Source organism: Knoellia tibetensis, from assembly GCF_048606415.1.
GTDB lineage: Bacteria > Actinomycetota > Actinomycetes > Actinomycetales > Dermatophilaceae > Knoellia > Knoellia tibetensis.
On record NZ_JBMBWF010000001.1, the window covers coordinates 2,201,766 to 2,224,894 of the forward strand.

Annotated in this window: 30 protein-coding genes and 1 tRNA gene; 5 read left to right on the top strand and 26 right to left on the bottom strand. The window is 70.8% G+C overall.

The annotated features are described in order from the left end of the window. The first annotated feature begins 543 nt into the window (after nucleotides 1-543). Complete coding sequence (locus tag ACOJV7_RS10260; RefSeq protein WP_420190043.1) at nucleotides 544-1,356, top strand: tyrosine-type recombinase/integrase; 813 nt, start codon at nucleotides 544-546, stop codon at nucleotides 1,354-1,356. On the opposite strand, the gene ACOJV7_RS10265 is transcribed toward ACOJV7_RS10260, so the two are convergent. The 21 genes from ACOJV7_RS10265 to ACOJV7_RS10365 all read right to left on the bottom strand — a co-directional run bounded on the left by ACOJV7_RS10265 (nucleotide 1,353) and on the right by ACOJV7_RS10365 (nucleotide 16,525). Beyond that, entirely contained in the window at nucleotides 1,353-1,475 is a 123-nt protein-coding gene (locus tag ACOJV7_RS10265) for a hypothetical protein (RefSeq protein WP_420190044.1), read from the bottom strand. The two genes, ACOJV7_RS10260 and ACOJV7_RS10265, sit on opposite strands and share 4 nt — an antisense overlap. A gap of 9 nt (nucleotides 1,476-1,484) precedes the next feature. Beyond that, nucleotides 1,485-1,880 carry a hypothetical protein gene (locus ACOJV7_RS10270; protein WP_420190045.1) on the bottom strand — a complete coding sequence of 132 codons (396 nt, stop codon included), beginning with the start codon at nucleotides 1,878-1,880 and terminating at the stop codon, nucleotides 1,485-1,487. Between the two features lie 11 nt (nucleotides 1,881-1,891). Then, nucleotides 1,892-3,781 carry a polysaccharide deacetylase family protein gene (locus ACOJV7_RS10275; RefSeq protein WP_420190046.1) on the bottom strand — a complete coding sequence of 630 codons (1,890 nt, stop codon included), beginning with the start codon at nucleotides 3,779-3,781 and terminating at the stop codon, nucleotides 1,892-1,894. A gap of 6 nt (nucleotides 3,782-3,787) precedes the next feature. Beyond that, entirely contained in the window at nucleotides 3,788-4,921 is a 1,134-nt protein-coding gene (locus ACOJV7_RS10280; protein WP_420190047.1) for a hypothetical protein, read from the bottom strand. Then, nucleotides 4,918-5,673, bottom strand: a complete 756-nt coding sequence (locus ACOJV7_RS10285; protein WP_420190048.1) for a hypothetical protein — start codon at nucleotides 5,671-5,673, stop codon at nucleotides 4,918-4,920. Before ACOJV7_RS10285 ends, ACOJV7_RS10280 begins: the two co-directional genes overlap by 4 nt. 3 nt (nucleotides 5,674-5,676) lie before the next feature. Then, a complete protein-coding gene (locus ACOJV7_RS10290) occupies nucleotides 5,677-7,317 on the bottom strand; it encodes a hypothetical protein (RefSeq protein WP_420190049.1) in 1,641 nt (546 codons plus the stop codon). After that, the gene (locus tag ACOJV7_RS10295; protein WP_420190050.1) at nucleotides 7,310-7,738 is read right to left on the bottom strand and encodes a hypothetical protein; all 429 of its coding nucleotides are present in this window, start codon (nucleotides 7,736-7,738) and stop codon (nucleotides 7,310-7,312) included. Before ACOJV7_RS10295 ends, ACOJV7_RS10290 begins: the two co-directional genes overlap by 8 nt. Before the next feature lie 55 nt (nucleotides 7,739-7,793). Further along, a complete protein-coding gene (locus tag ACOJV7_RS10300) occupies nucleotides 7,794-8,225 on the bottom strand; it encodes a hypothetical protein (protein WP_420190051.1) in 432 nt (143 codons plus the stop codon). A 3-nt stretch (nucleotides 8,226-8,228) separates the two neighbouring features. Next, complete coding sequence (locus tag ACOJV7_RS10305; RefSeq protein WP_420190052.1) at nucleotides 8,229-8,603, bottom strand: hypothetical protein; 375 nt, start codon at nucleotides 8,601-8,603, stop codon at nucleotides 8,229-8,231. Further along, nucleotides 8,600-8,932: a hypothetical protein gene (locus ACOJV7_RS10310; RefSeq protein ID WP_420190053.1), complete on the bottom strand. Its 333-nt coding sequence runs from the start codon at nucleotides 8,930-8,932 to the stop codon at nucleotides 8,600-8,602. The genes ACOJV7_RS10305 and ACOJV7_RS10310 overlap by 4 nt, the downstream gene beginning before the upstream one ends. Nucleotides 8,933-9,013: 81 nt before the next feature. Next, complete coding sequence (locus ACOJV7_RS10315; protein ID WP_420190054.1) at nucleotides 9,014-10,633, bottom strand: phage major capsid protein; 1,620 nt, start codon at nucleotides 10,631-10,633, stop codon at nucleotides 9,014-9,016. Between the two features lie 3 nt (nucleotides 10,634-10,636). Further along, nucleotides 10,637-11,689 (bottom strand): phage portal protein, encoded by a 1,053-nt coding sequence (locus ACOJV7_RS10320; RefSeq protein WP_420190055.1) that lies wholly within the window; start codon nucleotides 11,687-11,689, stop codon nucleotides 10,637-10,639. 34 nt (nucleotides 11,690-11,723) lie between these two features. Next, nucleotides 11,724-13,205, bottom strand: a complete 1,482-nt coding sequence (locus ACOJV7_RS10325; protein WP_420190056.1) for a hypothetical protein — start codon at nucleotides 13,203-13,205, stop codon at nucleotides 11,724-11,726. Beyond that, nucleotides 13,171-13,566: a hypothetical protein gene (locus ACOJV7_RS10330; protein ID WP_420190057.1), complete on the bottom strand. Its 396-nt coding sequence runs from the start codon at nucleotides 13,564-13,566 to the stop codon at nucleotides 13,171-13,173. The genes ACOJV7_RS10325 and ACOJV7_RS10330 overlap by 35 nt, the downstream gene beginning before the upstream one ends. An 846-nt stretch (nucleotides 13,567-14,412) precedes the next feature. Continuing rightward, the gene (locus tag ACOJV7_RS10335; protein ID WP_420190058.1) at nucleotides 14,413-15,060 is read right to left on the bottom strand and encodes a peptidoglycan-binding domain-containing protein; all 648 of its coding nucleotides are present in this window, start codon (nucleotides 15,058-15,060) and stop codon (nucleotides 14,413-14,415) included. Beyond that, nucleotides 15,057-15,230 carry a hypothetical protein gene (locus ACOJV7_RS10340; RefSeq protein ID WP_420190059.1) on the bottom strand — a complete coding sequence of 58 codons (174 nt, stop codon included), beginning with the start codon at nucleotides 15,228-15,230 and terminating at the stop codon, nucleotides 15,057-15,059. The genes ACOJV7_RS10335 and ACOJV7_RS10340 overlap by 4 nt, the downstream gene beginning before the upstream one ends. Before the next feature lie 25 nt (nucleotides 15,231-15,255). Then, complete coding sequence (locus ACOJV7_RS10345; protein WP_420190060.1) at nucleotides 15,256-15,411, bottom strand: hypothetical protein; 156 nt, start codon at nucleotides 15,409-15,411, stop codon at nucleotides 15,256-15,258. Beyond that, nucleotides 15,408-15,671, bottom strand: a complete 264-nt coding sequence (locus ACOJV7_RS10350) for a hypothetical protein (protein ID WP_420190061.1) — start codon at nucleotides 15,669-15,671, stop codon at nucleotides 15,408-15,410. Before ACOJV7_RS10350 ends, ACOJV7_RS10345 begins: the two co-directional genes overlap by 4 nt. Continuing rightward, entirely contained in the window at nucleotides 15,671-15,883 is a 213-nt protein-coding gene (locus ACOJV7_RS10355; protein WP_420190062.1) for a hypothetical protein, read from the bottom strand. The genes ACOJV7_RS10350 and ACOJV7_RS10355 overlap by 1 nt, the downstream gene beginning before the upstream one ends. Nucleotides 15,884-16,130: 247 nt before the next feature. After that, the gene (locus ACOJV7_RS10360; protein ID WP_420190063.1) at nucleotides 16,131-16,325 is read right to left on the bottom strand and encodes a hypothetical protein; all 195 of its coding nucleotides are present in this window, start codon (nucleotides 16,323-16,325) and stop codon (nucleotides 16,131-16,133) included. After that, entirely contained in the window at nucleotides 16,322-16,525 is a 204-nt protein-coding gene (locus ACOJV7_RS10365) for a helix-turn-helix domain-containing protein (protein ID WP_420190064.1), read from the bottom strand. Before ACOJV7_RS10365 ends, ACOJV7_RS10360 begins: the two co-directional genes overlap by 4 nt. 91 nt (nucleotides 16,526-16,616) lie before the next feature. Between ACOJV7_RS10365 and ACOJV7_RS10370 the strand changes: the two genes are divergently transcribed. Next, nucleotides 16,617-16,913: a helix-turn-helix domain-containing protein gene (locus ACOJV7_RS10370; RefSeq protein WP_420190400.1), complete on the top strand. Its 297-nt coding sequence runs from the start codon at nucleotides 16,617-16,619 to the stop codon at nucleotides 16,911-16,913. Here the strand turns inward: ACOJV7_RS10370 and ACOJV7_RS10375 are convergent. From ACOJV7_RS10375 to ACOJV7_RS10385, 3 genes are all read right to left on the bottom strand, one after another. Further along, a tRNA-Lys gene (locus ACOJV7_RS10375) sits at nucleotides 16,875-16,947 on the bottom strand. The two genes, ACOJV7_RS10370 and ACOJV7_RS10375, sit on opposite strands and share 39 nt — an antisense overlap. Nucleotides 16,948-17,033: 86 nt before the next feature. Then, the gene (locus tag ACOJV7_RS10380) at nucleotides 17,034-17,456 is read right to left on the bottom strand and encodes a DUF1810 domain-containing protein (RefSeq protein WP_420190065.1); all 423 of its coding nucleotides are present in this window, start codon (nucleotides 17,454-17,456) and stop codon (nucleotides 17,034-17,036) included. Next, complete coding sequence (locus ACOJV7_RS10385) at nucleotides 17,447-18,346, bottom strand: crotonase/enoyl-CoA hydratase family protein (protein ID WP_420190066.1); 900 nt, start codon at nucleotides 18,344-18,346, stop codon at nucleotides 17,447-17,449. The genes ACOJV7_RS10380 and ACOJV7_RS10385 overlap by 10 nt, the downstream gene beginning before the upstream one ends. Nucleotides 18,347-18,375: 29 nt before the next feature. On the opposite strand from ACOJV7_RS10385, the gene ACOJV7_RS10390 reads away from it, so the two are divergent. From ACOJV7_RS10390 to ACOJV7_RS10400, 3 genes are all read left to right on the top strand, one after another. Then, nucleotides 18,376-19,017: a hypothetical protein gene (locus tag ACOJV7_RS10390; protein ID WP_420190067.1), complete on the top strand. Its 642-nt coding sequence runs from the start codon at nucleotides 18,376-18,378 to the stop codon at nucleotides 19,015-19,017. 371 nt (nucleotides 19,018-19,388) lie between these two features. Then, the gene (locus ACOJV7_RS10395; RefSeq protein ID WP_420190068.1) at nucleotides 19,389-20,015 is read left to right on the top strand and encodes a DUF47 domain-containing protein; all 627 of its coding nucleotides are present in this window, start codon (nucleotides 19,389-19,391) and stop codon (nucleotides 20,013-20,015) included. A 5-nt stretch (nucleotides 20,016-20,020) separates the two neighbouring features. After that, nucleotides 20,021-21,025 carry an inorganic phosphate transporter gene (locus tag ACOJV7_RS10400; protein ID WP_420190070.1) on the top strand — a complete coding sequence of 335 codons (1,005 nt, stop codon included), beginning with the start codon at nucleotides 20,021-20,023 and terminating at the stop codon, nucleotides 21,023-21,025. Between the two features lie 50 nt (nucleotides 21,026-21,075). On the opposite strand, the gene ACOJV7_RS10405 is transcribed toward ACOJV7_RS10400, so the two are convergent. Further along, the gene (locus ACOJV7_RS10405; protein WP_420190071.1) at nucleotides 21,076-22,116 is read right to left on the bottom strand and encodes a hypothetical protein; all 1,041 of its coding nucleotides are present in this window, start codon (nucleotides 22,114-22,116) and stop codon (nucleotides 21,076-21,078) included. A gap of 222 nt (nucleotides 22,117-22,338) precedes the next feature. Next, on the bottom strand, nucleotides 22,339-23,115 hold the full coding sequence (gene pstB / locus ACOJV7_RS10410) for a phosphate ABC transporter ATP-binding protein PstB (RefSeq protein WP_420190072.1): 777 nt from the start codon (nucleotides 23,113-23,115) through the stop codon (nucleotides 22,339-22,341). Nucleotides 23,116-23,129: the final 14 nt, after the last annotated feature.

Genomic DNA, 23,129 nt, shown 5'->3' on the forward strand with positions numbered 1-23,129 from the left:
ACCCGGGTCATCGCGGCACGCCCCGAGGGGTGGAAAAGGTGTCGCCGTCGTCACCGTTTGTGTGCGCTCGGGGTCGGGTCGGTCACCGGCTGAGCGATTCGCGTCCGGTATTGGGGTCGCGCACCGGGAGCCGGCAGTCCAGAGCCGGGAACCGAGAGCCGGGGGTCGCCAGTGAGGATAAGTGGGCCCCGTGGGACTCGAACCCACAACCTACGGATTATGGGTTTCGGCTGGCCACAGCTGCCGCTCGAGTTCTGAGGGCGGCGGCGTGAGGCTCCTCGACGCCCTGGCACTGGCCCCGTGGATGCGCTCGGGGCCGGCGGCGAGCGCGGGCGTGTGGGCGTGCCTCGTGGCCCTGCTCGGGCAGGGGCCGGCGGTGGCGACGTGCACCGGGTGCGACTGGCTCCTCGAGGGCCCGGAGGCCGGCGCGACGGCGGCGGCCGACATGCACGCGCTCGAGTGCCACGGGGCGACGTGGGTGGTTCGTAACGAACCGGCGAGTAGGTTGCAGGGTCAACTACGCCCATGTTGAGACTAGTCACCATGGGCGAGGACGACGGTGAGGAAAAGTCACAGGTCAGGGCGTGGGTGGCGTGGCTGCGGGCCGGGGGAACGCCTGAGACGACGATCGCGCTGAGGCGGTACTACGTGCGGCGGCTCGAGCGGGACCACCGGGACGTGCTGGCCCTCGACGCGGACACCTTGGCGGCGTGGCTGGGCGCGAACGGGTGGGCACCCAACACGCTCAAGTCGGCGCGGGCGGCGCTGCGGAGCTTCTACGGGTGGGCGCGGCACATGGGCTTGCGGGAGGACTCACCGGCCCACCTTCTGCCGACGGTGCGGGTACCCCGAGCGCGGCCCCGGCCGACCCCGGAGGCGGCATACCGGGCGGCACAGATGCAAGCGGGGGCACGGGAGCGTCTCGCGATCGACCTGGCGGGGCGGTGCGGGATGCGGCGGGGGGAGATAGCGCGAGTGCGGGTGGAGGACGTCGAGGGGGACCTGGCGGGGCGGTCGCTGCGGGTGACGGGCAAGGGTGGGCACGTGCGCCTCGTGCCGCTCCCCCACGATCTGGCGGAGACCATCCTCGAGCACGGCACGGGGTGGGTGTTCCCCTCTCCTCGAGGGGGACACCTCACCCCGCACCATCTGAGCAAGGCAGTGAGCCGGCTCCTGCCTGACGGGGTGACGATGCACTCACTGAGGCACCGGTGCGCGACGAGGGCCTACGCGGCCACCCGTGACCTGCGGGCGGTACAGGAGCTCCTCGGGCACTCGAGGCCCGAGACGACGGCCACCTACGTCCTGGCACCCGACGACGCGGTGCGAGCGGCGATGAGCGCGGCCGCGGCCTAGACGGCCGGCTGCTCGTCCTCGTCGAACTCGTCGGGGTCTTGGTCTAGCTGCCACATGGGGTCTCCCGTGGTGGGAGCCTCGGGGTCGGCCAGTGCGGGGTCGGGCTCGGTGTCGCTCACGGGTGGAGCCTACTGCGGCGCCGGTGCCGTGCGCTCGAGCGGGAGGTCGGCCATGGAGCCCGGGGACGGGGGCGTCACGGGCTCGACGGGCGTGGTGGAGCCGGGGGGCACGGAGACGACACCGACGGTGGCGAGGGCCCTGAGCGTGCCGTCCTCGATCCTCTTGTCGAGGACACCGTTGGTCTGGCGCTCGATCTTGTCGAGGGTGCGGTTCTGGCCGAAGAGCTGCCCGCTGACGATGAGTGCACCGAGCGAGGGGCCGGCGAGCATGGTGAGCCCGTCGGTGGGCTTGTCGGCGAGGGTGAGGGCGACGTATGCCGCGATGACGGAGACGAACACGACACCGGCGAGGAGGACGACGGCGTTGCTCGCGGCGGCGGTGGTGCTGCTGCGGGTGTCGGACATGACGGAACCTTTCAGATAGCGGCGAGCACGGGCGGCCCGACGACGGTGAGGGACTGACCGGTGATCTTGACGGTCACCTGGGTGATGGACGGGTCACGCGGGAGCGTGATGTTGAGGCGGTAGTCCCGCTCGACGTTGTCGCCGGGGACGTTGTGGACCCTCTCGGCGAGCCACGAGGCCGGGTCTCCGCTGCGCTCGACGCGGAGGGTGAGCGTCGTCGCGGCGCTGGCCTTGGCGCGCACGACGAGCTCGTGCGCGGCTCCCATGGCCCACCCGAACCGGGAGTGCAGGAGGAGGGTGTGGGTGCCGGTGCCGGTCGTGGCCAACCCCGACCCGGCGAGGAGGTTCTCCCGGCGGTCGTGGGAGCGGTCGGCGAACGCGCCACCGGCGGCCGTCATCACCATGATCCGGCCGGCGGCTCGCTCGGCGGCGAGGTAGGCGCACACCTCGGTGAACGCGGCGGTCGTCATGTAGGGGTAACCCTCGGCGGTGTTCGTGGTGTCGAGGAGGTCGGGGTGGAGGTAGATGGTGACGCCTCGGCCCAACGCCTTGGCGGTCTCGACCTGGGCGATCGTGTCGGCGGCGGCGTCCCGGTCGATCGACATGTGCGACTGCCCGACCACGGGGTGCCCGGAGAGGGGCACGAAGAACCCGCCACACTTGCCGTCGGACACGGCGTGCTCGGCCATGACGAGCTTGCCGGCGTAGGACTCGGTGAAGCTCGACGGGGTGCGGCCGATGTTGAGGCCGGTGTCGCCGGGGAGGTCGGTGGCGATGAGGTTGCCTGAGCCGTGGATGTGGAAGGTCTCGACGGCCACCCGGGGCATGGCGGCCTCGAGGAGCCGGCGGCCCTCGACGACCTCGTGGTAGATGCTGGCGCGGGTGTTGGCGTCGGTGTGGGTGGCCCCGTGGTTGGCGATCTCGATGCCGTCGTACTGGTTCCAGTCCTGCACCTGGGCCCACGTGATCGACCCGGCCCCGTTGGGGGCGAGCCCCATGTTGTCGACGTTGACGTTGAGGGTGGCGGGCAGGCTATAGGTCCGGAGGATGGGCAGGACGATCGACGAGAACTTGGACAGTCCGTGGTCAAACCGGACCATGACGACGGGCTTGCCGCCGGTGCCGATGCCGCCACCCCGGCGGGCGCGGGCCACCTCGACGCGGGCGGCGTGGTCGGACACCTGCACGTCACTCGTCGCGGTCGAGGGGTTGGACGGCGGGGCCCCGAGCTGGGACCACGCGATGCCGGCCCACCCGCTCGTCGACGTCCCGAACCGGACCCACACGCGCACCTCCCCGGCGGAGACGCGCTCGGTGAACCGCTGCGGAGCCCACCCGGTGGCGGGCGTCACGAGGTTCTCGAGGAGGCCGGGGCCGGTGCCGGGGAGCCCGTCGACGTAGGTACGCGAGGTGATGGTCCATGCGCCGACGGCGCGGTGGGTGTCGACGTTGACCCGGGCCGTGCTCGAGCCGTTGAGGAGGCCCTTGAGCCACTCGCTCGAGGACCACGGGCCCCACGCGGTGTTCGTCGTCGAGGCGGTGGCGCGGGAGTACCGCTCGGTCGGGGTGCCCGTCGATGTGTAGGCGATGACGTCGTGGGTGGTGAGGGACGCGGCGGCGTCCTTGCCGACGATGAGGGCCCCGGCGCGAGCCGGCGACGAGGCGGGCCAGTTGAGCATGGTGCCGGCGGCGGCCGTCGTGGGCACGATGTAGACACCGGGGGTGCGGATCGTGTTGATGTCGGTGCCGTTGGCGAGGACACCCTTGGCGAACCCACCCTTGGCCTCGAGGCCGGCGAGGGCCTCCTCGATGTCGGCGGCGAGGACGGCGAGCCAGTAGGGCATGTCCGGGCTGTTTGCGAGCGTCGGGGTCTCGAGTTGGTACACGGCGGTCTTAGGCACGGGGGCTCACTCTCCAATCACGGTGAGGGTGTCGGGCAGGCGGGTGGCGAGCGTCATGGCCCCGCCGGTGCGGAACGTGACGGTGGAGACGAGGTGAAGCACACGGCCACCGGTGGGGAGGGTGAGCCCGACGGTGTCGCCCGGACGGAGCCACCACGCGGCCACGGCCTCGAGGTTGTGGCCCCGGGACCGGGACAGTAGGCGGCGGAGGAGGAACCGGGCGGCGGCGTTGGCCTTGGCCTGCGTGGGGTGCCCGTCGCGCTCGACGAGCATCTGCTTCCAGTGCGACTTGGCGGGGGTGTAGGGCCCGCCGGTGACGGTGGCGGTGCCGGTGATGACGAGCTCCCCGGACTGGCCTGCCGGGGCCGGCGCGGTGTAGCGGACGAGGACGTGGTTGGCCCACAGCTCGCGGTCCATGGTGGCGTCGGAGTCGGTGAGCGTGCCCACGTCGGGGTCGACGTCGAGCTCGTGCACGGGCGGGGTGAACACGGCGTCGGAGGTGACCACCATGTGGCGGAGCCCGTCGTCGTAGGCGTCGAGGTTCTCCCGCTCGGCGAGGTTGAGGAGCTCCTCCCACTGGTTGGACGGGGCTGCCTGGACATACTCCCCGGTGAGGCCACCGGGCTCGACGGTCCACGGCACCCCGGCCGACGGGGTGCCCTCGAGGATCGCGGCCCCCATCCACGCGATGTAGGCGGCGGCGGTGCGGGTGCCGGTGTCGGAGTCGGAGGCCCCCTCGGCATACCCGCCGTTGTCGAGGAGGAGGGCCTCGAGGCCGGCGACCTTGAGGGTGACGGTGTTGGCGGGGCGGCGCACCGAGCGGTGGCGGAGGTGGAGGTCGGCGACGAGCTGCTCGTCCCACGCGGCGGCGGCGGGGAGCCAGTAGGCGGCCCACACCTTGATCCGGACGTGGGTGCGCGGGTCGAGCTTCTCGAGGGTGGCGGCGTCGGGCAGGGCGCACGAGAGGGTGCCCTCGACCCGGGGGGAGCGGCGCTCGGTCCACTCGAGCATGTAGTCCTCGACCTCGAGGGCGTAGGTGGTGCCGTCGGGGAAGAGGGCCTCGGCGCGGACGCGCTGCCGGTGGGACGTGGTGACGAGCGCGGCCACGGCCGGTGAGAACGGGGCGGGGAGGATGCTCACTGGAACCCACCGGAGAGGGTCTCGGCCATGGTGCGGTCCTCGGCGCGGAGCGCGGAGAACGAGGAGGACTCGTCGAGGATCGTCTGGAACGTGCGGGCGGGCCGGAGGGTGGCGGCCGGGTCGTCGAGCTCGACGAAGTCGACCCGGACGAGCCAACGCCACCCGTCGCGCACCTGGGCGGCGGGCTCGACGGAGGAGCGGAGCGCGACGAAGAACATGTCGAGGCCCGGGTGGACCCCGGCCTCGCGGAGCATGATGAGCCCGTCCCCGCCGTGGAGGACGGCCTGAGCGACCTGGGCCTCCTCGTGGGAGGCACACCACACCTCGAACGTGCCCTCGCGGGTGCGGGCGGGCCCCGAGACGATGATGGGCGATCGCCGCTGAAGCGGGCGGTGCACGGTGGCCCCGGTCTCGACAGACGCGGTGTAGCGGGTCGTGAGGTGGCGCGGCTTGAACGAGAGCTCGGGCGTGGCCACGGCGTGGAACCACGGGCCGGGGGCGTCGAGGGCGGTGGTCGAGTAGATGTTCGCTGTCGTGCCGTCGCTGAGCTGCACGTTGGAGGCGTCGTAGATGACGGCGCCGGTGAGCGCGGCCTCGTAGTCGTAGATGGGGGCGCGGGTGAGGTCGGCCCGCACTCGGTGGGTGCCGTTGAGGTCGGAGCGGTAGAGGGTGGGCGCCGTCGACCACCCGCCCACGACGAGGCGGATACGGCCGGCGGCGGGCTCGGGCTGCGGGGTGAACGTGAGGGGCACGGGTTACCACCTGTACTTGGCGTTGTCGGCGGTGTTGGCGTAGGGCGACTGGCCGGCGCGGACGGGCACGACGATCGTGCCGATCTGGTTGGCGATGTCGTAGCGGAGCCGTTCGGCGTCACTCATGGCATAGCGGCCGTCGAGGCTCACGGGGATCGTCGCGCCGGCCCCGAGCTCGTTGGCGACGGCGGCCCGCATGGCGGCGGCCTCGCGGGTGGCGGCGGGGGTCTGCGTGGCGAACGCGGACGCGGGTGCCTGGGCGGCGAGGGTGGCTTGGCGTTGCGTGAGCGCGACGAACTTGACGAGCTCGTCGTCGGTGGCCTTGGTGAGCTTGGCGATGAGGGGGGCGGCCTCGGGGCCCATGCGCTCGAGGTTGGCGAGGACACCGGCGTCGACTCCCCGCTCGGCGAGGGTGGCGAGGTTGGAGGACCACGAGGCGAGGTCGGCCACCTGCTGCTCGAGGGCGGCGGTGACCTCGGCAATGGAGACGTCGACGTCCTTGGCGTAGTCCTCCCACGAGTCCTTCTGGCTCTTGGTGGCGGCGGCGGTCTTCTCGGCGGTCTCCCGCTCCTTGGTGGCCTTGTCGTCGAGGAGCTGCTGGTACGTCCCGAGCGGGTCGACGGCGTCGGAGACGGAGGAGGACCACGCCTCCTGGGCCTCGGTGTTGGCCTCGATCGCCTCGGCCGATCCGCCGGCGGCGACGGCGAGGGCGTCGTATGCCTCGCGGGCGGCGGCGGTCTGCTCGGCGGTGTCCCCGAGCGCGTTGGCCCCGTCGTCGAGGGCCTTGGCCATGTTGAGGGTGTCGGTGGTGAAGTCGCTGGTGCCCTCGAGGCTGGCGGAGAGCTCCTCCTTGCGGCGGCGGATCGCCTCGGTCGAGCGGGCCAAGGCGTCGGCGTCCCCGGCGAGAGCACTGATGAAGTCGCCCACCGGGATACGGGCGGTGTCGGCCTGCTTCTTGAGGTCGAGAATGGACCCGTCGGCGGCGAACTCCTCGATCTTGGACAGGACGGACTCCCGGGAGAGCCGGCCCCCGTCGGCGATGAGCTTGTCCGTGAACGCGGAGATAGCCTCCTTGGCCTTCTCGGACTGAGCACGCCAGATGCCGAACCCGACGGAGGCGGCGACACCGATGCCGGCCCCGAGCGGCCCGAACGCGGCGAGGGCGTTGGCGGCCATGGACTGAGCGGAGTCCTTCATCGACTCCATGGACCCGTCGAACGAGGCTGCCCCCTCGAGGGCCTCCTGACGAATCTCGCCCGACATGTCCTTGACGGAGTCGCCGGCGGTGTCGGCGGCGGTGTCGACCTTCTTGAGGTTGGCCCGGGACGAGGCGGCGATCCGCTCGAACGCGCTGTCGACGTCACCGGCGGCGGCCTTGGCCTCGGTCGCGAGCCGGTCGAGGTCGACCCCCTTGGCGTCGGACTCGAGCCGGTCGAGGGCCTTACCCGCGGCCTTGGTGTCGTCGGCGAGGTCGTCGAGGCCCCGGCCCGCCTTGGCGGTGTCGTCGTCGAGACGGTCGAGGTTGCGGCCGGCGTCGAGGGCGGCGTCCCCGAGCTGCTCGAGGTCGCGGGCGGGCTTGTCGGTGTCGAACCGGGAGACGTCGGACAGGAGCGCGAAACTGAGGTCACGGCCACGGTCAGCCACGGTCGAGGCTCCTTTCGATGATGCGGTTCACGACGTCGGCCCACCGGTCGAACGTGCGGTCGAGGGTGGCGTGGATGGTGCCGTAGACGGTGTGCTGCCCGGTGGTGGGGAACTGGCGGGTGGTGTGGCGGCGGTGACCTCGGCGGGCGGGGCGGGCGGGGATCGCCTTGACCCGCTTGCCTCCTCCCCACTCGTTGCCGAACACGAGCTGGCGGGCGGAGGCCCCGCCACTCACGACGCGGCGGGCACCCCCGACCACGATCTTCGGGTCACCGGAGACGCGGGCCTTGGTCGAGGCGGACAGGGCCCGGGCGTGCGGGCCGGTCCACGCGGCCCGGATGTCGGCGGCGAGCGGCTCGACCACCTCGTCCCGGACCTCGTTGGCCAGGGTGCGGCGGAGCTCGGCGGGCAGACGCCTCAACTGGCGTGAGGCGTCCTTGCACGCTCGAGCGAACTCCGCACCCGTGGCCACGAGGTCAGGGGGCGACGACGACGGGCGACGGGACGGGCGTGCCGTCGACGGGCATGGTGACCGGGGAGACGGCCACGGTGTTGACGTCGCCACCGATCTCGGACGGGACGATCGTGGCGCGGAACGCGAACGAGGTTCCCTTGCCACGCTGCGGGGTGAGGACGATGTCCTTGACCTGCCCGGCGTTGTCGAAGAGGTAGCGGGTGAGGGAGTCGGCGGTCTCCCAGTCCTGGGCGGCGTTGATCGCGAACGCCCAATCGGTGGTGACGGACCCGGCCTCGACGTGGAGCGCGGAGGGCGTCATGCCCTGCCACTTGAGAACGGGGGTCTCGGTCGACGGGGTGAGACGAGCGGACGAGACGTGCGCCTCGTACTCGTCATCCTCGATCTTGAGCACGATGTCCTTGAGGACGTGGGGCTTGACGGCGATCTGCATTGGCTACTTCTCCTTGGTGAGGGCCACCTGGACGGTGACGTCATACGCGGGGTGGGTGCTGTCCTCGTAGGTGCCACGCTCGGCCCGGGTCCACACGATGTCGTCGGCCTCGTCGATCGCGTGGAGCACGTCCTCGAGGGCGTTGTCGAGCTCGTCGTCCCCGGAGCCGGTGGCCCGCTTGCGGGGGATGAGGACGAGCCCGAACGAGTAGAGGCGCTGCCCGGGGATGCCGGACGGGTGCGGGGCGACGTCGTCGATCCGCACGAGGAGGAGCGAGTGCCGGGTGGGGGAGTCGACCTCCCGGGCGTACTTCTCGACCTTGACGGTCGAGGGCATGACGGGCTCGAGCTGCGAGACGAGAAACTCGCGGGCGTTCACGTCGGGGCCCCGAACCGGGGGACGGCGTGGCGGGGGCGGAGGAGCTGGCGCACGGCGTCGGCCAGGGGGCGGGCCCGGATCGCGTAGTCGGCGACACCGACGAGGTCGGAGTCGCCCTTGCGCTCGGCGGCGGTGTGGAGGTCACGGGCGTGGAAGATGACGGCGAGCTCGTGCCGGCGAGGGCGGGGTGTGCCGTCGGGCAGGGACGGCGCGTAGGCGGCGCACGCCTCGGTCGCGGTCTCGAGGAGCTCGTCGAGGTGCTCGGGGTCGAGGTTCTCGGCGTCGGGCCAGAACCTCTTGGCCTTCTCGGGGGTGGCCCACGAGTCCACGGTGGCTCCTCTTGGTTGATGGTGGGAACGGGTGGGCACCCGGACGGCGACGGATCACGGGTGCCCACCCGCGTGGGACGGTCAGGCGTCGGCCGTGAGGTCGACCCTGACGAGGCCACGGGCGTCGTTGATGTCGACGTGGCTGTAGCCGAAGCACGCCTCGTCGACTCCGCCGTTGGCGATGTCGACGGCGTCGACACGGATGGGCGTGCCACCACCGAGCTCGCGGTGGGTGACCGCGGCCTTGGTGCCGACGATGACCTCTCCGAGGTCGAGGCCCACGGGGCTCGACGCGGTGCCGACACCGGACGAACCCACCGGGATGAGCTTGAAGTTGGACGAGTTGAGCGTGCCCTCCTCGAAGCCGATGGAGGCGTTGAGGAACTCGAGGAACTTGTCCGTGCCGGTGAGGATCATGTCCCGCCACAGGGTCTTCTCGACGAGCGCGAACGTGGGGGTGCCCACGTCGATGACGGCCAGGGCACCGTCGACCACGGCGGCCCACCCTGCGGGGACACCGTCCGGGGTGGGGCCGGCGGCGATGAGCTGCGAACCCTCCTTGAGGCGGCGGAGGGCGTACCCGTCGGTGAGCTTGGCGTAGCTCTCGCTCATGGCGCGGAAGTAGGCGGCGAAGAACTCCGTGTCGTTGAAGTCCTTGTACTTGCGATCGATGTCGTGACCGCCGGCCCAACGCTGGGCCTCCTCCTCGTAGGGCTCGGTGTCGACGGCGTTGGAGTGGATCGCCGCCTTGTTGCCCGCGTAGGCGGCCATCTCGGGCTTGGTGACCCACCTCCAACCCTTGACCTTGAGGCCGGTCAGGTCGGCCGACGAGAGGAGCGGGACGATCCGGCGCTGGTAGGCGTTGCCACTCCAGAGCTCACCGATCCACGCGGGCTGCTCGCGGTCGGTGATGTTGTCCGGGATGATGTCCGAGAGGGCTGCGAGGAGCCGGTCCCGAGTCGAGGCGTTGCGGCTCGAGAACGCCTGGGCGAGGAGCCGGTAGACGTCCTGCGGGGAGGAGTCGGAGGCGAGGAGCCGGTCCCCGGAGGAGCGGCGGCGGGTGCCCGTGCCGCCGCCCGCGTGGGACGCGAGGAGGTCGGCGGGGGCCGTGGCGGAACGGGTCACGGTGGTACCTCTTTCTGTGTCGGCGTCGGGCTGGTCCTCGGCCGGGGGGTCGGTGTCGTCGGCCTCGTCGTCGAGGTCGTCGGTGTCGTCGGTGTCGTCCTCGTCCTCGTCCTCGTCCTCGGGGGACTCGTCGGGGGCGAGCTCGGCGACGAGGCGTGCGTCGGCGAAAGCCGGCTTTTCGGGGAACGCGCACCCGACGAGGGTTCCGGTGGCGATGCCGTCGGCGACGGTGACAGGCTCGAGCTCGACACTGATGCCGGTGCGCTTGCCCGAGCGGAACTCGGAGAGGAGGCGGTCCCCGCCGTGGGTGGGCAGGGCCTCCCACTCACCCTCGAGGCCGGCGGGGGTCTCGGTGACCTTGACGAACCGGGCGACGTTGTCGCGCTCGTCGAGGTGGTCGAGGGTGGCGTGGAGGGCGGCCAGGAGCGTGCCGTCGGCGGGGTAGGTGATGCCTCCCGGCTGCACGACGACGCGGCCCTTGTTGGTGTAGCCGGGACGCCCGAACGGGACGAGGAGGCCCTTGAGGGTGCGGTCCTCGGCGGCGGTGAGGCGGCCGGCGATGGTCAGACGGGTCATGTGTCAGTCCTCGGTGTTGGGGCCGGTGGGTGAGGGGAGGTCGGTGAGCTGCGAGGTGTCGAACCCGACCCGCTCACCGGGTGCGCTCACGTCGTCGAGGGACAGGCGTGACCGGATGGGTGCCATGTAGAGGGAGAGAGAGAACTCACGGAACTCGAGGTTCCGGCCGGCGGTCGTCTCGTAGGTGAGGGTGCTGTTGACGTTGGAGGCGTCGACCATGACGGCGGGGACACCGACGGCGCGGGCGGCGTCGATCGCGGCGGCGTTGCGGCCTTGGATGAGGAGGTCGGCCGACGCGGTGCCGTGCGGCTTGACCTCGATGTTGTGGGGCGTGTAGGCGACGGCCCCGCCGGTCTCGTTGAGGGCGGCGGTCCAACTGTCGACGAGCTCGCGGATTTCGTGGTTCTCGAGCTTGTCGGTGTCGGTGTGGTGGAGCTCGGTGGCGGGGATGGGGTTGGAGGCTCGGGCGGCCCACTGGCTCTCGAGCTCACGCGCACCCCGGACGGTGCGGGGCGCGAAGTTGAGGATGCCCTCGTGGTAGCCGGGGATGAGGACGACGGAGTCGGCCGGCACCTCCTCGTCGTTGACGAGGATGACGCCACCCTCGCCGAACTTCCACCACTCGAACGGGCACCGGGCGGCGTCGATGATCTTGTTGTCGTCGTCACGGCCGACGACCCACAGGGACCACCCGTAGAAGATGAGGTCGTCGACGGTCCATGCCATGCGGTGCTGGGGGCTCGTCGTCGTCGAGGTGTGCTGAAGCCACGGCGTGGGGGAGCCCGGGGCCTCGTTGTCGAGGGTGACGAGGGGGCACTCACTGATCGTCGACACGAGGATGTGGCGTGCCCTGGCGATCGCGGGGACGCCCATGGCCTCGGCGCGGGTGACGGGCAGGGCCTCGGTTCCGAGAATGTCGGCCCACACGATCCGCTCGAGGTGGCCGGTCGACCATGGGCTCTTGACCCGGGAGGTCGACGGGGTCAGCGCGGTCGAGGGCGCGGCCGTTGACGACGTGCCTGAGAGCCACGAGTCGAGGCGGTCGAGGAATCCCACGGGGCAAACCCTAAACCTCTACTTGAGGGTTTGGCTAGCGCGACGCGCTCGTGACGATGACGGGCTTGACGCTGGGGGCCGGGAGGTTGTCGAACGCCCGGAGCGCGAGGGTGGCGGCCACCCATTCGGCGATGGACCCGGCGGAGCCCTTGCGGCCCCACCCGATCGCGTCGTCACCGATGGGACGCTCGGCCACGACGCCCATGGCGGCGACGAGGTCGGCGTCGCCGAAGTGGTGGACGGTGCCGGCGAACGTCTGTCGCTTGATGACGGTGCACGCGCTCGAGTATTCGGGGGTCGAGGTGTATTCGAACTTGACCTTGGGGCCCCTGAGGTTGCCGATCGCGTCGACGAGCTCGACGGCACCGATCGCGGCGCGGTCGACGATGACGGGCACGCGGCGGGCGCGGGCGACGGCGGCGATGAGGGCGGGGGTCTCGCGGGTGGCCGGCCCGTTGGCGATGACCTCGAGGTAGGCGTGGGCCTCCTCGTCGCGCCACGCGGCGGCCAGGGCGAACCGGTCACCGGACGGGGTGGCGTCGAGCCCGAGCCCGACGCGGGAGGGCACCTCGAGGCGGGGGGCCTGCATACGGGTGATGACGGCCTCGGGGAACACCGACACCCTCGAGCGGGTGGCGCGGTTGCCGTAGGCCCGGGCGAACCCGGCCTCGTCGAAGAGCTTGGTGTGCGGGTCGATGAACGCCTCGACGGCGGCCTCGAGGGCGTCGTCGGTGAAGGTGTGCCCGTAGGCGGGGTGCCACTCACGGATGACGTCGAGGTCGGTGGCGTCGGCGTCGTCGGGGATGCCGTAGTCGATGATGCACACCCCGCCGTCGGGCTTGTCGAGCGCGGCGATCCCGGCCTCGACGTAGGAGTCGAGGAACACCGACGAGTCATCCCCGAGCGTCGAGTCGATGAGGAGCTGGGCCCCGTGCATCCCGAGCTCGTGCTGGTAGCGCGAGCCCATGGTGGGCTGGGCGGCCTGCACGATGTCGGTGCCCTGCTCGACGGAGTAGGCCCACGCCTCGGAGAGCACGACGAGGTCGGACTGTTTGGAGTGGAGTCCGTCCCGGGTGGGTGGGAACGTGAGGAACGTCGACCCGAGCGTTGCCCACTTGGGCCCGATTTCGCCGGCGCGGAGGGACGCGGTGTAGCGGCTCCCGCGCTTCTTGGGGTCACCGAACGGGCGGAGGCTGGGGAGGTGCTCCTCACGCATCCACGAGTCGGCCTTCTTGCCGGTGTCCATGGTGAACCACACGCGGCCACCGGGCTGGGTGAGGCACCGGTGGTCACCGAGCACGCCCACGAGCGTCGTCTTGCCGGCCTGACGCTGGACGGTGAGGACGATCACCCTGTAGCGGTAGAGGCCCGTGTCGGGGTTGAACTCGAGCGCGACGTCGGCGGCTCGACGCTGCCACGGCAGGAACGGCCGGCCCTTGGCGGAGGCGAGCACGGCGGCCTGACCGCCACGGGTCGGCCAGTCAGACCTCGGGGTGTGGTGCCGTGGCTCGACCACGCTGTGCCTCCTCGTTGCGGCGGAACTCCTCGAGCGCGAGCGTGAGCGGGTCGGCCTCCTCGGTGCTGGCCTCGGGGTTGAGCTCGGCGAGGAGGGCGGCGAGCTGCATGTGCATCTGGGCGAGCGGGACACCGTTGGCCTGCGGTCGGCCGCCATGCCCGGAGGCGCGGTCGATCGACGCGGCGAGCGAGCGTGCCTGGGCGATGGTGCCGGCCCACATGTCCGGGTCGATGATCTGGGTCTCACCCTTGAACGAGCCCGACGCGGTGAGCCGACGAATCTGGCGGGCGGTGCCTTGGTAGACGGGCCCGTAGCTCGAGCCCTTCTCCTCCTCGTCCTCGAGGCCCGGGAGCTTGGTCATGGCGGCGTTCTCCTAGTCAGTTGGTGATATGCGATTTCGGCGTCCCGCCCGAAATCCATGGGGTCGAGCGGGAGAGAAATGACGGCTGCACGGGGTTGCGGGAGTCGTCGATCCTCAAAAACACGGGGCTCGCGACGGCCCGCGATATGCCGGTCATGGCTTGAGCCACGCGGCGAGGCGACGGCGGCCACGCGGACGGAGCTGGGCACCGAGACGGGCACCGGCTGAGCGGTTGCACGATGAGTGCTCGGCGGTGACTCGACCTCGAGGGTGACCACCGAGAGCGAGGTCGTCGAGGTGGCCGGCATCCCATGAGTCGGTGGGCAGGACGGGCTCCCCGCACTTCGGGCACACCATGACACCGGCGGCCACGGCCGGGGCGAGTATGCGTCGGGCGGCGGCCTGGGCTCGGGCGTCGTGGTGGCGGCTCATGGTCGGTGGTGCTCCTGTCGGGTGGGCGGGTGCCGGTCTACGGCGCGGAGCCCTAGCGGGCATGGTTCTCTCGGCTTTGGCTCCCCCTCCCGTTCCGGGATCCCCGGACCCAAGCGCCATGCCTCCCGTTTGCTCTGGACGGGCCAACACTCATGGCCCACCCTCGATTTGAGGGCGGGCTGTGCTGGACCCGTGGCACACGCTGCCGGCGTGGTGAGCGACGGGCACGACGTCCCCCGCAACGTCGTAGGACTCTGACGGGGGCGGTTGCTGGTTAGTGGCTAGAACCGTGAGGGAAGACGCCTAGAGGGTCTGTGTGGCGGCTGGTGGGCCTCCTGTGGTCGTGGGACGGACTGTGTGCCCTCCCGGGACTCGAACCCGGGTGTATGCCGTTAGGGCGGGTGGCGCGGGCTCCTACGAGACGGGGAGGAGCCACAGGGCGGAGTGCGTGGCGCGGCCGACGATGCCGTCGACCCGGAGGCCCTTGTTGGCCTGGAACTGGCGCACCACCTTCTCGGTGGCGGGCCCGAACGAGCCGTCGACCTTGATCGACCACCCCCGGGCCTTGAGGCGTGCCTGGAGCTGCTTGACGGCGGCACCCTTGGCACCACGGCGGAGCTGCTTGCCGGGGTACGGGGGCACGGCGGGCCGTGGGGCCGTCGTGGGCCTCGTGGGGGCCTGATAGGTGCCGTCGAAGAACCACACGTGCACGTGGTCCTCGTGGTTCTTGGTGACGTCGCCACGGTCGGCCATGAGGCGCACGACACCGGGGCTCTTGACGGTCGACGTGATCCGCTGGTGCCAGATGACGTGACGGAGGCGGAGGCGGCCACGGTGCTGCCACAGGTAGTTGCGGACGAAGTCACCGGTGTCCTTGTCGCGCACCATGAAGTCGAGGGCGAGCCCCGACCCGTGCTCGTCGCCGGGGCCGTCACCCCACAGGAACCACACGTCGTGGCCGGCGCCGGTGGCGGCGTCGAACACCTCACGGGCGATGCTCTTGGTCACCCCCTTGACGTCCCCGAGCTTGCTCGACACCTGGGCATAGGTGGTCGTCGTCATTCCGTGGCCTCCTCGACCTCGTCGGGCATGACGACGGTTTCCTCGGCGGTGTAGTCGGGCTGGGCGTCGACGTCGTCGTCGAGGGCGAAGTCGTGCTCGCTGACCTCGAACGGGATGGGCCCCTCGGGCCACACGTCGTCGTCGGTGGTCGTGCTCTTGTTGCGGGTCATGCGGTGCCTCCTTGGTGGTGGTGAATCACAGGGCGAGGGTGACCTCGTCGTGCGCCTCGACGACGAGGAGGCGGCACTTGCGGGCCTCCTCGGCCTCGGCGTGCCGGCCCTCGTCCTCGAGGCGGCCGATACGGGCCTCGAGGCGGGCACGGAGGCGCTCGAGGGCGCGTGTCGACGTCATGCCGACACCTGAGCGCGGACGCGAGCGCGAGAGTCTGCTCGACGGGCCGTGTGGTAGAGGGTCGAGGCCCGGAGGCAGTCGAAGCACGGCTCCTCACCCCGGCGCTTGTGGGCGGTGACACCACCCGGGCGGGCGCAACTCGGGTACTGGCGCTCCTCCACCGGCTTGGCAGACAGGGTGTAGGGCTTGAGCTCGTCGTCGGTGGGCTCGGAGAACGTGCCCTCGTGGACGAGGATGCCGTGGCGCTTGATCCAACCCACTAGAACAACTCCCCTTGCTCGACGGTGTGCTCGGTGGCGGTGCGCATGGCTGCTCTGCACGCCTCGACGTTGGCCCGGAGCTGCTCGGGCGTGAGGGGCGCGGGAGGGCGGCCCTGGCACTGGTGGTTGCGGTAGATGACGTGCCCGCACACGGGACAGTGGGTGTCGCGCATGGCGGCGTGGAGTCGCTCGGTGCGGCGGCGGCGCTTCACGAGGCCAACCTCCGCACGGGGGCAGTGCCGGACATGGGCCACCCGGTGCCGGTCATGGCCACGAGAAAGGCACCAAACGTGGGTGCGGGGCGGGTGGCGCGGAACTCGGCCGCTTCGGTTGCGTAGCCCATGGCCTCGTGCTCGAGGGCGGATTCCCACGAGGCACGCCACCCATGGAACTGCTGCCCGAGGAGGCGCACGCGGGGGCAGTGGCGGCACGAGGGGCGGTGCGGAGAGCGGCGGCGTCTCATGCTCGGAGGCCCGGGCGGCGGTCGACGATGTCGTCGAGGCTGGAGTAGCGGCGCTGGCGGAGCTCGAGGTTGAGGGCCCGACGGCGGCGGTCGGTGGCGCGGACGACGAGGACGGCCCACACGCACCACAGGGCGACGAGGAGGCCCGCGCCGATGAGCGCGAGCGCGGCCGGGACGTCGAGGGGGCTCACGCGCCGGCCTCCTGCTCGGGGTCGGGCCCGAGGAGGTCGTCGATGGAGTCGGGGTCGATCGCCCACCCGGCGGTGTTCTCCCCGAGCTTGACGGCCTCGAGGCGTCCCGCGTTGATCATCCGGAGGACGGTGCGACGGTGCACGCACAGCAACTCGGCGGCCTGCGAGACGCTGACGGGGGGCCGGGTAAGGGTGGTCACGAGGACCAAAGTAGGTGATGACCTAATAGGGCGCAAACATCTAGGTCGGAATACCCATTGCTGGGCGTGTCGTATGTCCTAATCTGGACGCATGAGCACAACCACGGTTTGGACGGTCCCGGAGTGGACCCAAGGCGACAGGCTCCGCAAGGCGCGGGCCAAGACCGGGCTCTCGACGAAGCAGTTCGCGGAGCTCCTCGGCGTGTCCCACGGCACGGTCAACAACGCTGAGTGCGACCGCAAGCGGCCCCGCCCGGTCATGCTCAAGGCGTGGGCCATGGCGACGGGTGTGCCCGTCGAGTGGCTCGAGAACGGCACGACGCCACAGGGTGACCCGGACGGTGGGGGGTGGGCCCCGTGGGGCTCGAACCCACAACCTACGGATTAAAAGTCCGCAGCTCTGCCAATTGAGCTAGAGGCCCGCGCGGGCCGGGCCCGCACGTGCGCCGACGATACCCGGCCCCTGCACGCCGCCCTCGGAGCCGGTCGGAGGTGAACGGAGTGCTGGTCACAGCAGCGCGAGGGTCGCAGGGTCGGGCTTGCCGTCGAACCACTTCTCCAGCACGTCGTCGAACAGCGCCCGGTCGAGCTCGACCTCCGCAGCCCGTGAGAAGAGCGTCAGGCACGACCGCAGCTTGACCGCGTCGATGCTTCCAAAAACCGCCACCGGGTCCGGTTCGTCGAGCGAGAGCAGCACCTCGCAGCACTCTCGCAACCGCTGTCCGAGAACGGGATCCGCGAGATAGGCGCGCGCCTCGGCAAGTCCTGACACGGCATACCTCTGTGCCATCTCGCTGCGCCCGAGGCCGGCGACCTGGGGGAGGACGAACCACATCCAATGGCTCGTCTTGCGCCCGCGGCGCAGCTCGGCGAGCGCGGTGGCGTAGGCGCCGCCGGCGTCCTGGGCCTCGACGAACCGGTTCAGTCCCATGGCAGCCACTCCGGCAGGTCGCGCGAGGCCGCCGACGTGAACTCCGGGGCACGTTTCCCCCTGAACGCGGCCACGCCCTCGCGCCCGTCGTGCACGCTCGTCCACCACATCGCGAGCGAGTCGACCCGGTGCGCCTCGAGCGGGTGCGGCTGTGCTGAGTTGCGCCACATCATCTGTCGGGTGAGTGCCGTCGCGACGCGTGAGCGTCCCTCGACGAAGCGACGCGCGAGCCCGTATGCCGTGTCCAGCAACGCTTCTGGCTCCACCACCGAGCGCAGCAGGCCGCCGTCGAGCGCCTCCTCGGGAGTGAGGACGTCGGCGGAGTAGGTCCACTCCAGCGCCCGCGAGATGCCGACGAGCCGCGGCAGGAACCAGGACGAGCACGCCTCCGGCACGATCCCGAGCCGCCCGAAGACGAACCCGATCCGCGCCGAGGTCGACGCCAGCCGCACGTCCATGGGCAGGGTCATCGTCGCGCCGATGCCGACCGCGGGACCGTTGATCGCGGCGATCACCGGCTTCGTGCAGTCATAGATCGCGAGCACGACGCGACCACCGGTGTCCCGCACGCCGTCGGCGACCTCGGGGGCGTCGAGCCGCTCGCGCATGTCGTCGAGCGTCGGCGCCAGCGACTCGTCGAGCCCGAAGACGTTGCCCTCGCGCGAGAGGTCCATCCCGGCGCAGAAGGCCCGGCCCGAGCCGGTGACGACGACCGCCGCCACGGAGTCGTCGTCGTTGACCCTCCGGAACGCGTCCTCGAGCTCGCGCGCCATCGTCACCGTGAAGGCGTTGAGCGCCTCGGGACGGTCGAGGGTGAGCGTGAGGACCCCGTCGTCGGAGACCTCCCACAGCAGGGTCTCGTAGACAGGTGGCTCGGCGGTGGACGTCATCTCCCCAACGTACGGGGCAGGATGGGAGCGTGACAGACAGCGGCCGCAACCTTCCTCGCCGTCCCGTGCACTTCGGTCCCGACGCGCTCGAGGCGCACGGCGGCACCCTCCCGGGCCCTGCCGAGACGACCGAGATCGCCCACCAGACCGCCGCAGTCCTCGTCGGGACCGGCCGCGCCGCCCACGACCCAGAGGTCACGGCGCGCCTCGTCGCCCTCGTCGACGAGCTCGGCCTCTCGACCGTCGCCGACCTGTGGGCCGGCCGACCCGCCCGCAGCCTGCCCGGTGCCCTCTGGCGCCTGTATGCCGTCCGCGAGTGGGTGCGTCGCCAGCCCGTCGAGGCGAGCCGGCAGTACGCCGCGGGCGTGCGGTTCACGGACGTGGCGCACGCGGTGGCCGGGGTCGCCGAGCCGCCAGGCCCTGAGGAGGTGAAGTCGCTCGCCGACGAGATCCTCACGGGTGTCTTCGATGGCGACCTCGGGGTCGCGCTGGAGCGTGCGGCGGCCTTCGCATCGGTCATCGCCGCAGGCCGGGCCGACCTCGCCCACGACCGCGACGACACCGATCCCGCCTGGGCCGGCGCCCTGACGACGAGTGCCGCGGCCATGCAGCGGACGGGTGAGGACCTCGTCGCGTGCGCGCGACTGTGGCGCGCCGACGAGCTGGACTGAGCAAGCCGGCATACGGAGGGTTCGGCGAGCCGGCCTACGCCGGCTGGGCGGGACGGCACACGCCGGCTGGGCGGGACGGCATACGGAATTGCCGTTCGGGAATGGACACGAGGCCGGCGCGCGTTAGGCTCTCTTGGGTGGTGCCGGACCGCGGCAGCCCCGGGTCCCAAATTCAGCCGCTACGAGCGGCCACGCGCCGTGAGGCGCTCCCGGTCCGGCACCGCTTCTCGTCCCGAGGGTCTCCCGCGTCACAGCAGTCGCACGGGTTGCGAGGAGGCGAACCGGGCGGTAACGGCCGATGACGTGGTTCTGGCTGGGAGGCCGTAGCCTTGTCGGCGACCGTTGACCTCGAGCCTTTTCGGAGCACTCACGTGGGCTTCCGCCTGACCCCCCAGGACACCGGGTTCTACGACCTGTTCTCCCAGTCCGCCTCGCACCTCGTCAAGGGTGCTGCCGAGCTCACCGCCATCCTCGGCGCGCAGAGCCAGGAGGAGCGTGAGGCGATCGCCAAGCGCATGGACGAGGTCGAGACCTCCGCCGACGAGTCCACGCACGAGCTCATCCGCAAGGTGAACAGCTCGTTCATCACGCCGTTCGACCGTGAGGACATCCACGGGCTGGCCAGTGCGCTCGACGACTGCGTCGACCACATGGACGCCGCCGCCGACCTCGTCGCGCTCTATCGCATCGACAAGTTCCCCAAGGGCGTCATCAAGCAGGTCGAGATCCTCTCGCGGATGGCCGAGGTCACCGTCGAGGCGATGCCGCGGCTGCGGTCGATGAAGGACCTCAGCTCCTTCTGGATCGAGATCAACCGTCTTGAGAACTCCGCCGACAAGGCCTACCGCCGCATGCTCGCCGAGCTCTTCAACGCCGACGGCGCCGACGCCATCACGGTGATGAAGCACAAGGAGCTCATCGACGAGCTCGAGGCCGCGGCGGACGCCTTCGAGACCGTGGCCCACAAGGTCGAGAGCATCGCCGTCAAGGAGTCCTGACCACCGTGGAGAGCTGGATCCCGGTGGCCCTCGTCGTCGCGCTCGCGATGGGCTTCAACTACACCAACGGCTTCCACGACGCCGCGAACGCGATCGCGACGTCGGTGTCGACCCGTGCCCTCACCCCGCGCATCGCGCTCGGCATGGCGGCGATCGCCAACCTCGCCGGCGCGTTCCTCGGCACCAAGGTCGCCAAGACCGTCGGCAGCGGCATCATCGACGCACCCGCCGGCAGGGTCGGGCTCACGATCTGCGCCGCCGGCCTCGTCGGCGCCATCGCGTGGAACATGCTCACGTGGTGGTACGGCCTGCCGTCGTCCTCCTCGCACGCCCTCATCGGCGGTCTCGGTGGCGCGGCGATCGCCGCGTCGACGACCGTGCACTGGGCCGCCGTTCTCGAGAAGGTCATCCTCCCGATGATCGCCTCCCCGATCGTCGGGCTCATCGTGGGCTTCCTCGTCATGACGGCGATCCTGTGGCTCTTCCGCCGTGGGCACCCGGGCCGTGTCAACCGCGGCTTCCGCTACGCCCAGACCGTCTCGGCCGCCGCCATGGCGTTCGGGCACGGCATGCAGGACGCGGCGAAGACCGCCGGTGTCGTCGTACTCGCCCTCACCGTCGGCGGCTTCCACACCGAGGGCAACCAGGGCATCCCGCTCTGGGTCCTCGTCATGAGCGCCGTGGTCATCTCCGCGGGGACGTATGCCGGTGGGTGGCGGATCATGCGCACCCTCGGCCGCCGCATCATCCACCTCGACCCGCCGCAGGGCTTCGCCGCAGAGACGACGGCTGCGGCCGTGCTCTACGTCGCGACGGCCACGGGTGCGCCGATCTCGACGACCCACGCCATCACCTCGGCGATCATGGGCGTCGGCTCGACGAAGTCGGTCAAGGCGGTGCGTTGGGGTGTGGCCAAGAACATCGTCGGCGCGTGGATCTTCACCTTCCCGGGCGCCGGCATCGTCGCCGCCCTCACCTATTTCGTCCTCAAGCTCATCCTCGGCCTCTGACCCCCACCCCCCCACCCCAGACCCCCACTTATTGCGCAGGAGCGCCAGTTTCAGGCCCCAATCAGGGGGACCTGTGTCGCCCCTGCGCAATCAGTCAGGTCGCGGCGGCAGCATGAGCACTTGTAGCGCGCGGAGACACGCGCAGGGTCGGCGCGTTGGAAGGCGCTCTGCAGCCGGTCCGCCAGTGGGCTGATCGCCATCGCCTCGCTCTGACCCCACCGGCAGACGACAAGACCGAGGTCACGCAGTCGGTCCTCTCGCTCGCGCTGTTCGTGGACCGCTTTCCGCATGATCGAGATGACGTCGGCGTCCTCAGCAGATCCCGCCCCGATCTCGTACTTCCCACGACCGTCGGCCTCACCGACGACACCCAGCTCCGGCCAGAGTGCGTCGACCCGTGCGACGAACCTCCCCATCGAGTCCAAGACGGTCACCTGAGGCACGCCGGCAGGCAGACCGGACGCATGAACTGCCCATGCCGAGGCTGACTCGAGCCAGTTCTCCCGCAGGGGGTCGGCGATTCGAAGGAGGGTGTCGACCGCCGCGATCCCCGGCCAGCGACGTTGGTGACGACGCATCTCTCGCAGCCGAGAGCGGGTGGTCAGCCCCGCGCGTAGCGCAGCGTCCATGATGGCGAGTGCATCGCGGGGGTGGAGGTCACGGGCGCAGTCGACGACCGTACGGGTCGGTGTGAGGTGGGCGCGTCGTCCTCGGACGATCACCTGACCCGGTGGCGTCCGCCCGGGGTGGAACTGCCGCCACTCGTCGGCTCGGCTGGTGCGACCATCGTCGAGCAGTGTCATCGAGACCTTCGAGACTGGGTATGCCGGATGCGGCAGCCCCATGAGGACCGGGAGGCTGAGATGGCTCACCATGGCGTCGGGAGTGAGCCGCACGGCGGCGCGCGCCAGGTGTGCATGGCGCACCCACGGCGGGAGCGGCTCCCACGCGGCACGGACGGCATACAGGCTTGGTGCGAGGCGGGTCAGGGGTCCGGAAGCAGCGGCTCTCTCCACATTGCGGAGGGTGAAGCCGGCTGTCATGGCCTCGGCCCGCCCGAAGGGCTGCGGAAGGCCGCTGAAGTCGCGCATGGCTGCAAGGCTCGACCGCGGGTCTCACCGTGCGCCTCCCCACGATGGCGCCCTTTGGACGAGGGGTCAGATGCAAGCGCGCTGTGGACAAGTCCCGCACTCCCCACTGGCACTGACTTATTGCGCAGGACCGACAGGAACATGGCCCAAAGAGGCCCTCCGGTGTCGCTCCTGCGCAATAAGTGCCGGGGAGGGGGTGGGGAGAGAGGGAGGCGGCGGGGGTCAGCCGAAGCGGCCGGAGATGTAGTCCTCGGTGGCCTTCTCGGACGGGTTGCTGAAGATGCGCGGCGTGTCGTCGACCTCGACAAGCCGGCCGGGCTGCCCCGTCGCCTTGAGGTTGAAGAACGCCGTCTGGTCCGAGACCCGCGCCGCCTGCTGCATGTTGTGGGTGACGATGACGATCGTGTACTGGCTCTTGAGGTCGTTGATGAGGTCCTCGATGGCGAGCGTCGAGATCGGGTCGAGCGCCGAGCACGGCTCGTCCATGAGGAGCACCTGCGGCTCGACGGCGATGGCCCGCGCGATGCAGAGCCGCTGCTGCTGGCCGCCCGACAACCCCGCACCGGGCTTGTCGAGGCGGTCCTTGACCTCGTTCCAGAGGTTGGCGCCCTTGAGTGACTTCTCGACGACCTCGTCGAGCTGCTTCTTGTTCTTGACGCCGTTGAGCTTGAGGCCGGCGGCGACGTTGTCGCGGATCGACATCGTCGGGAACGGGTTCGGCCGCTGGAAGACCATGCCGACCGTGCGCCGGACCGCCACCGGGTCCATCGAGGAGGCGTAGAGGTCCTGGTCGTCGAGCGCGACCTTGCCCTCGACGCGGCCGCCGGGGATGACCTCGTGCATGCGGTTGAGCGTGCGGAGGACGGTCGACTTGCCGCAGCCGGACGGGCCGATGAAGGCCGTCACCGAGCGCGGCTCGACGGTGAGGGACACGCCCTCGACGGCCTTGAAGTCGCCGTAGTAGATGTCGAGGTCCTTGACGTCGATGCGCTTTGCCATGGGTGCTGTCGTTT

Bases quoted from the DNA above. Each gene is read 5' to 3' on its own strand.
- ACOJV7_RS10260 (WP_420190043.1), top strand. From the start codon at position 544: ATGGGCGAGGACGACGGTGAGGAAAAGTCACAGGTCAGGGCGTGGGTG.
- ACOJV7_RS10270 (WP_420190045.1), bottom strand. From the start codon at position 1,880: ATGTCCGACACCCGCAGCAGCACCACCGCCGCCGCGAGCAACGCCGTC.
- ACOJV7_RS10300 (WP_420190051.1), bottom strand. From the start codon at position 8,225: ATGCAGATCGCCGTCAAGCCCCACGTCCTCAAGGACATCGTGCTCAAG.
- ACOJV7_RS10315 (WP_420190054.1), bottom strand. From the start codon at position 10,633: ATGACCCGTCTGACCATCGCCGGCCGCCTCACCGCCGCCGAGGACCGC.
- ACOJV7_RS10330 (WP_420190057.1), bottom strand. From the start codon at position 13,566: ATGACCAAGCTCCCGGGCCTCGAGGACGAGGAGGAGAAGGGCTCGAGC.
- ACOJV7_RS10335 (WP_420190058.1), bottom strand. From the start codon at position 15,060: ATGACGACGACCACCTATGCCCAGGTGTCGAGCAAGCTCGGGGACGTC.
- ACOJV7_RS10340 (WP_420190059.1), bottom strand. From the start codon at position 15,230: ATGACCCGCAACAAGAGCACGACCACCGACGACGACGTGTGGCCCGAG.
- ACOJV7_RS10345 (WP_420190060.1), bottom strand. From the start codon at position 15,411: ATGACGTCGACACGCGCCCTCGAGCGCCTCCGTGCCCGCCTCGAGGCC.
- ACOJV7_RS10370 (WP_420190400.1), top strand. From the start codon at position 16,617: ATGAGCACAACCACGGTTTGGACGGTCCCGGAGTGGACCCAAGGCGAC.
- ACOJV7_RS10380 (WP_420190065.1), bottom strand. From the start codon at position 17,456: ATGGGACTGAACCGGTTCGTCGAGGCCCAGGACGCCGGCGGCGCCTAC.
- ACOJV7_RS10385 (WP_420190066.1), bottom strand. From the start codon at position 18,346: ATGACGTCCACCGCCGAGCCACCTGTCTACGAGACCCTGCTGTGGGAG.
- ACOJV7_RS10405 (WP_420190071.1), bottom strand. From the start codon at position 22,116: ATGCGCGACTTCAGCGGCCTTCCGCAGCCCTTCGGGCGGGCCGAGGCC.
- pstB (WP_420190072.1), bottom strand. From the start codon at position 23,115: ATGGCAAAGCGCATCGACGTCAAGGACCTCGACATCTACTACGGCGAC.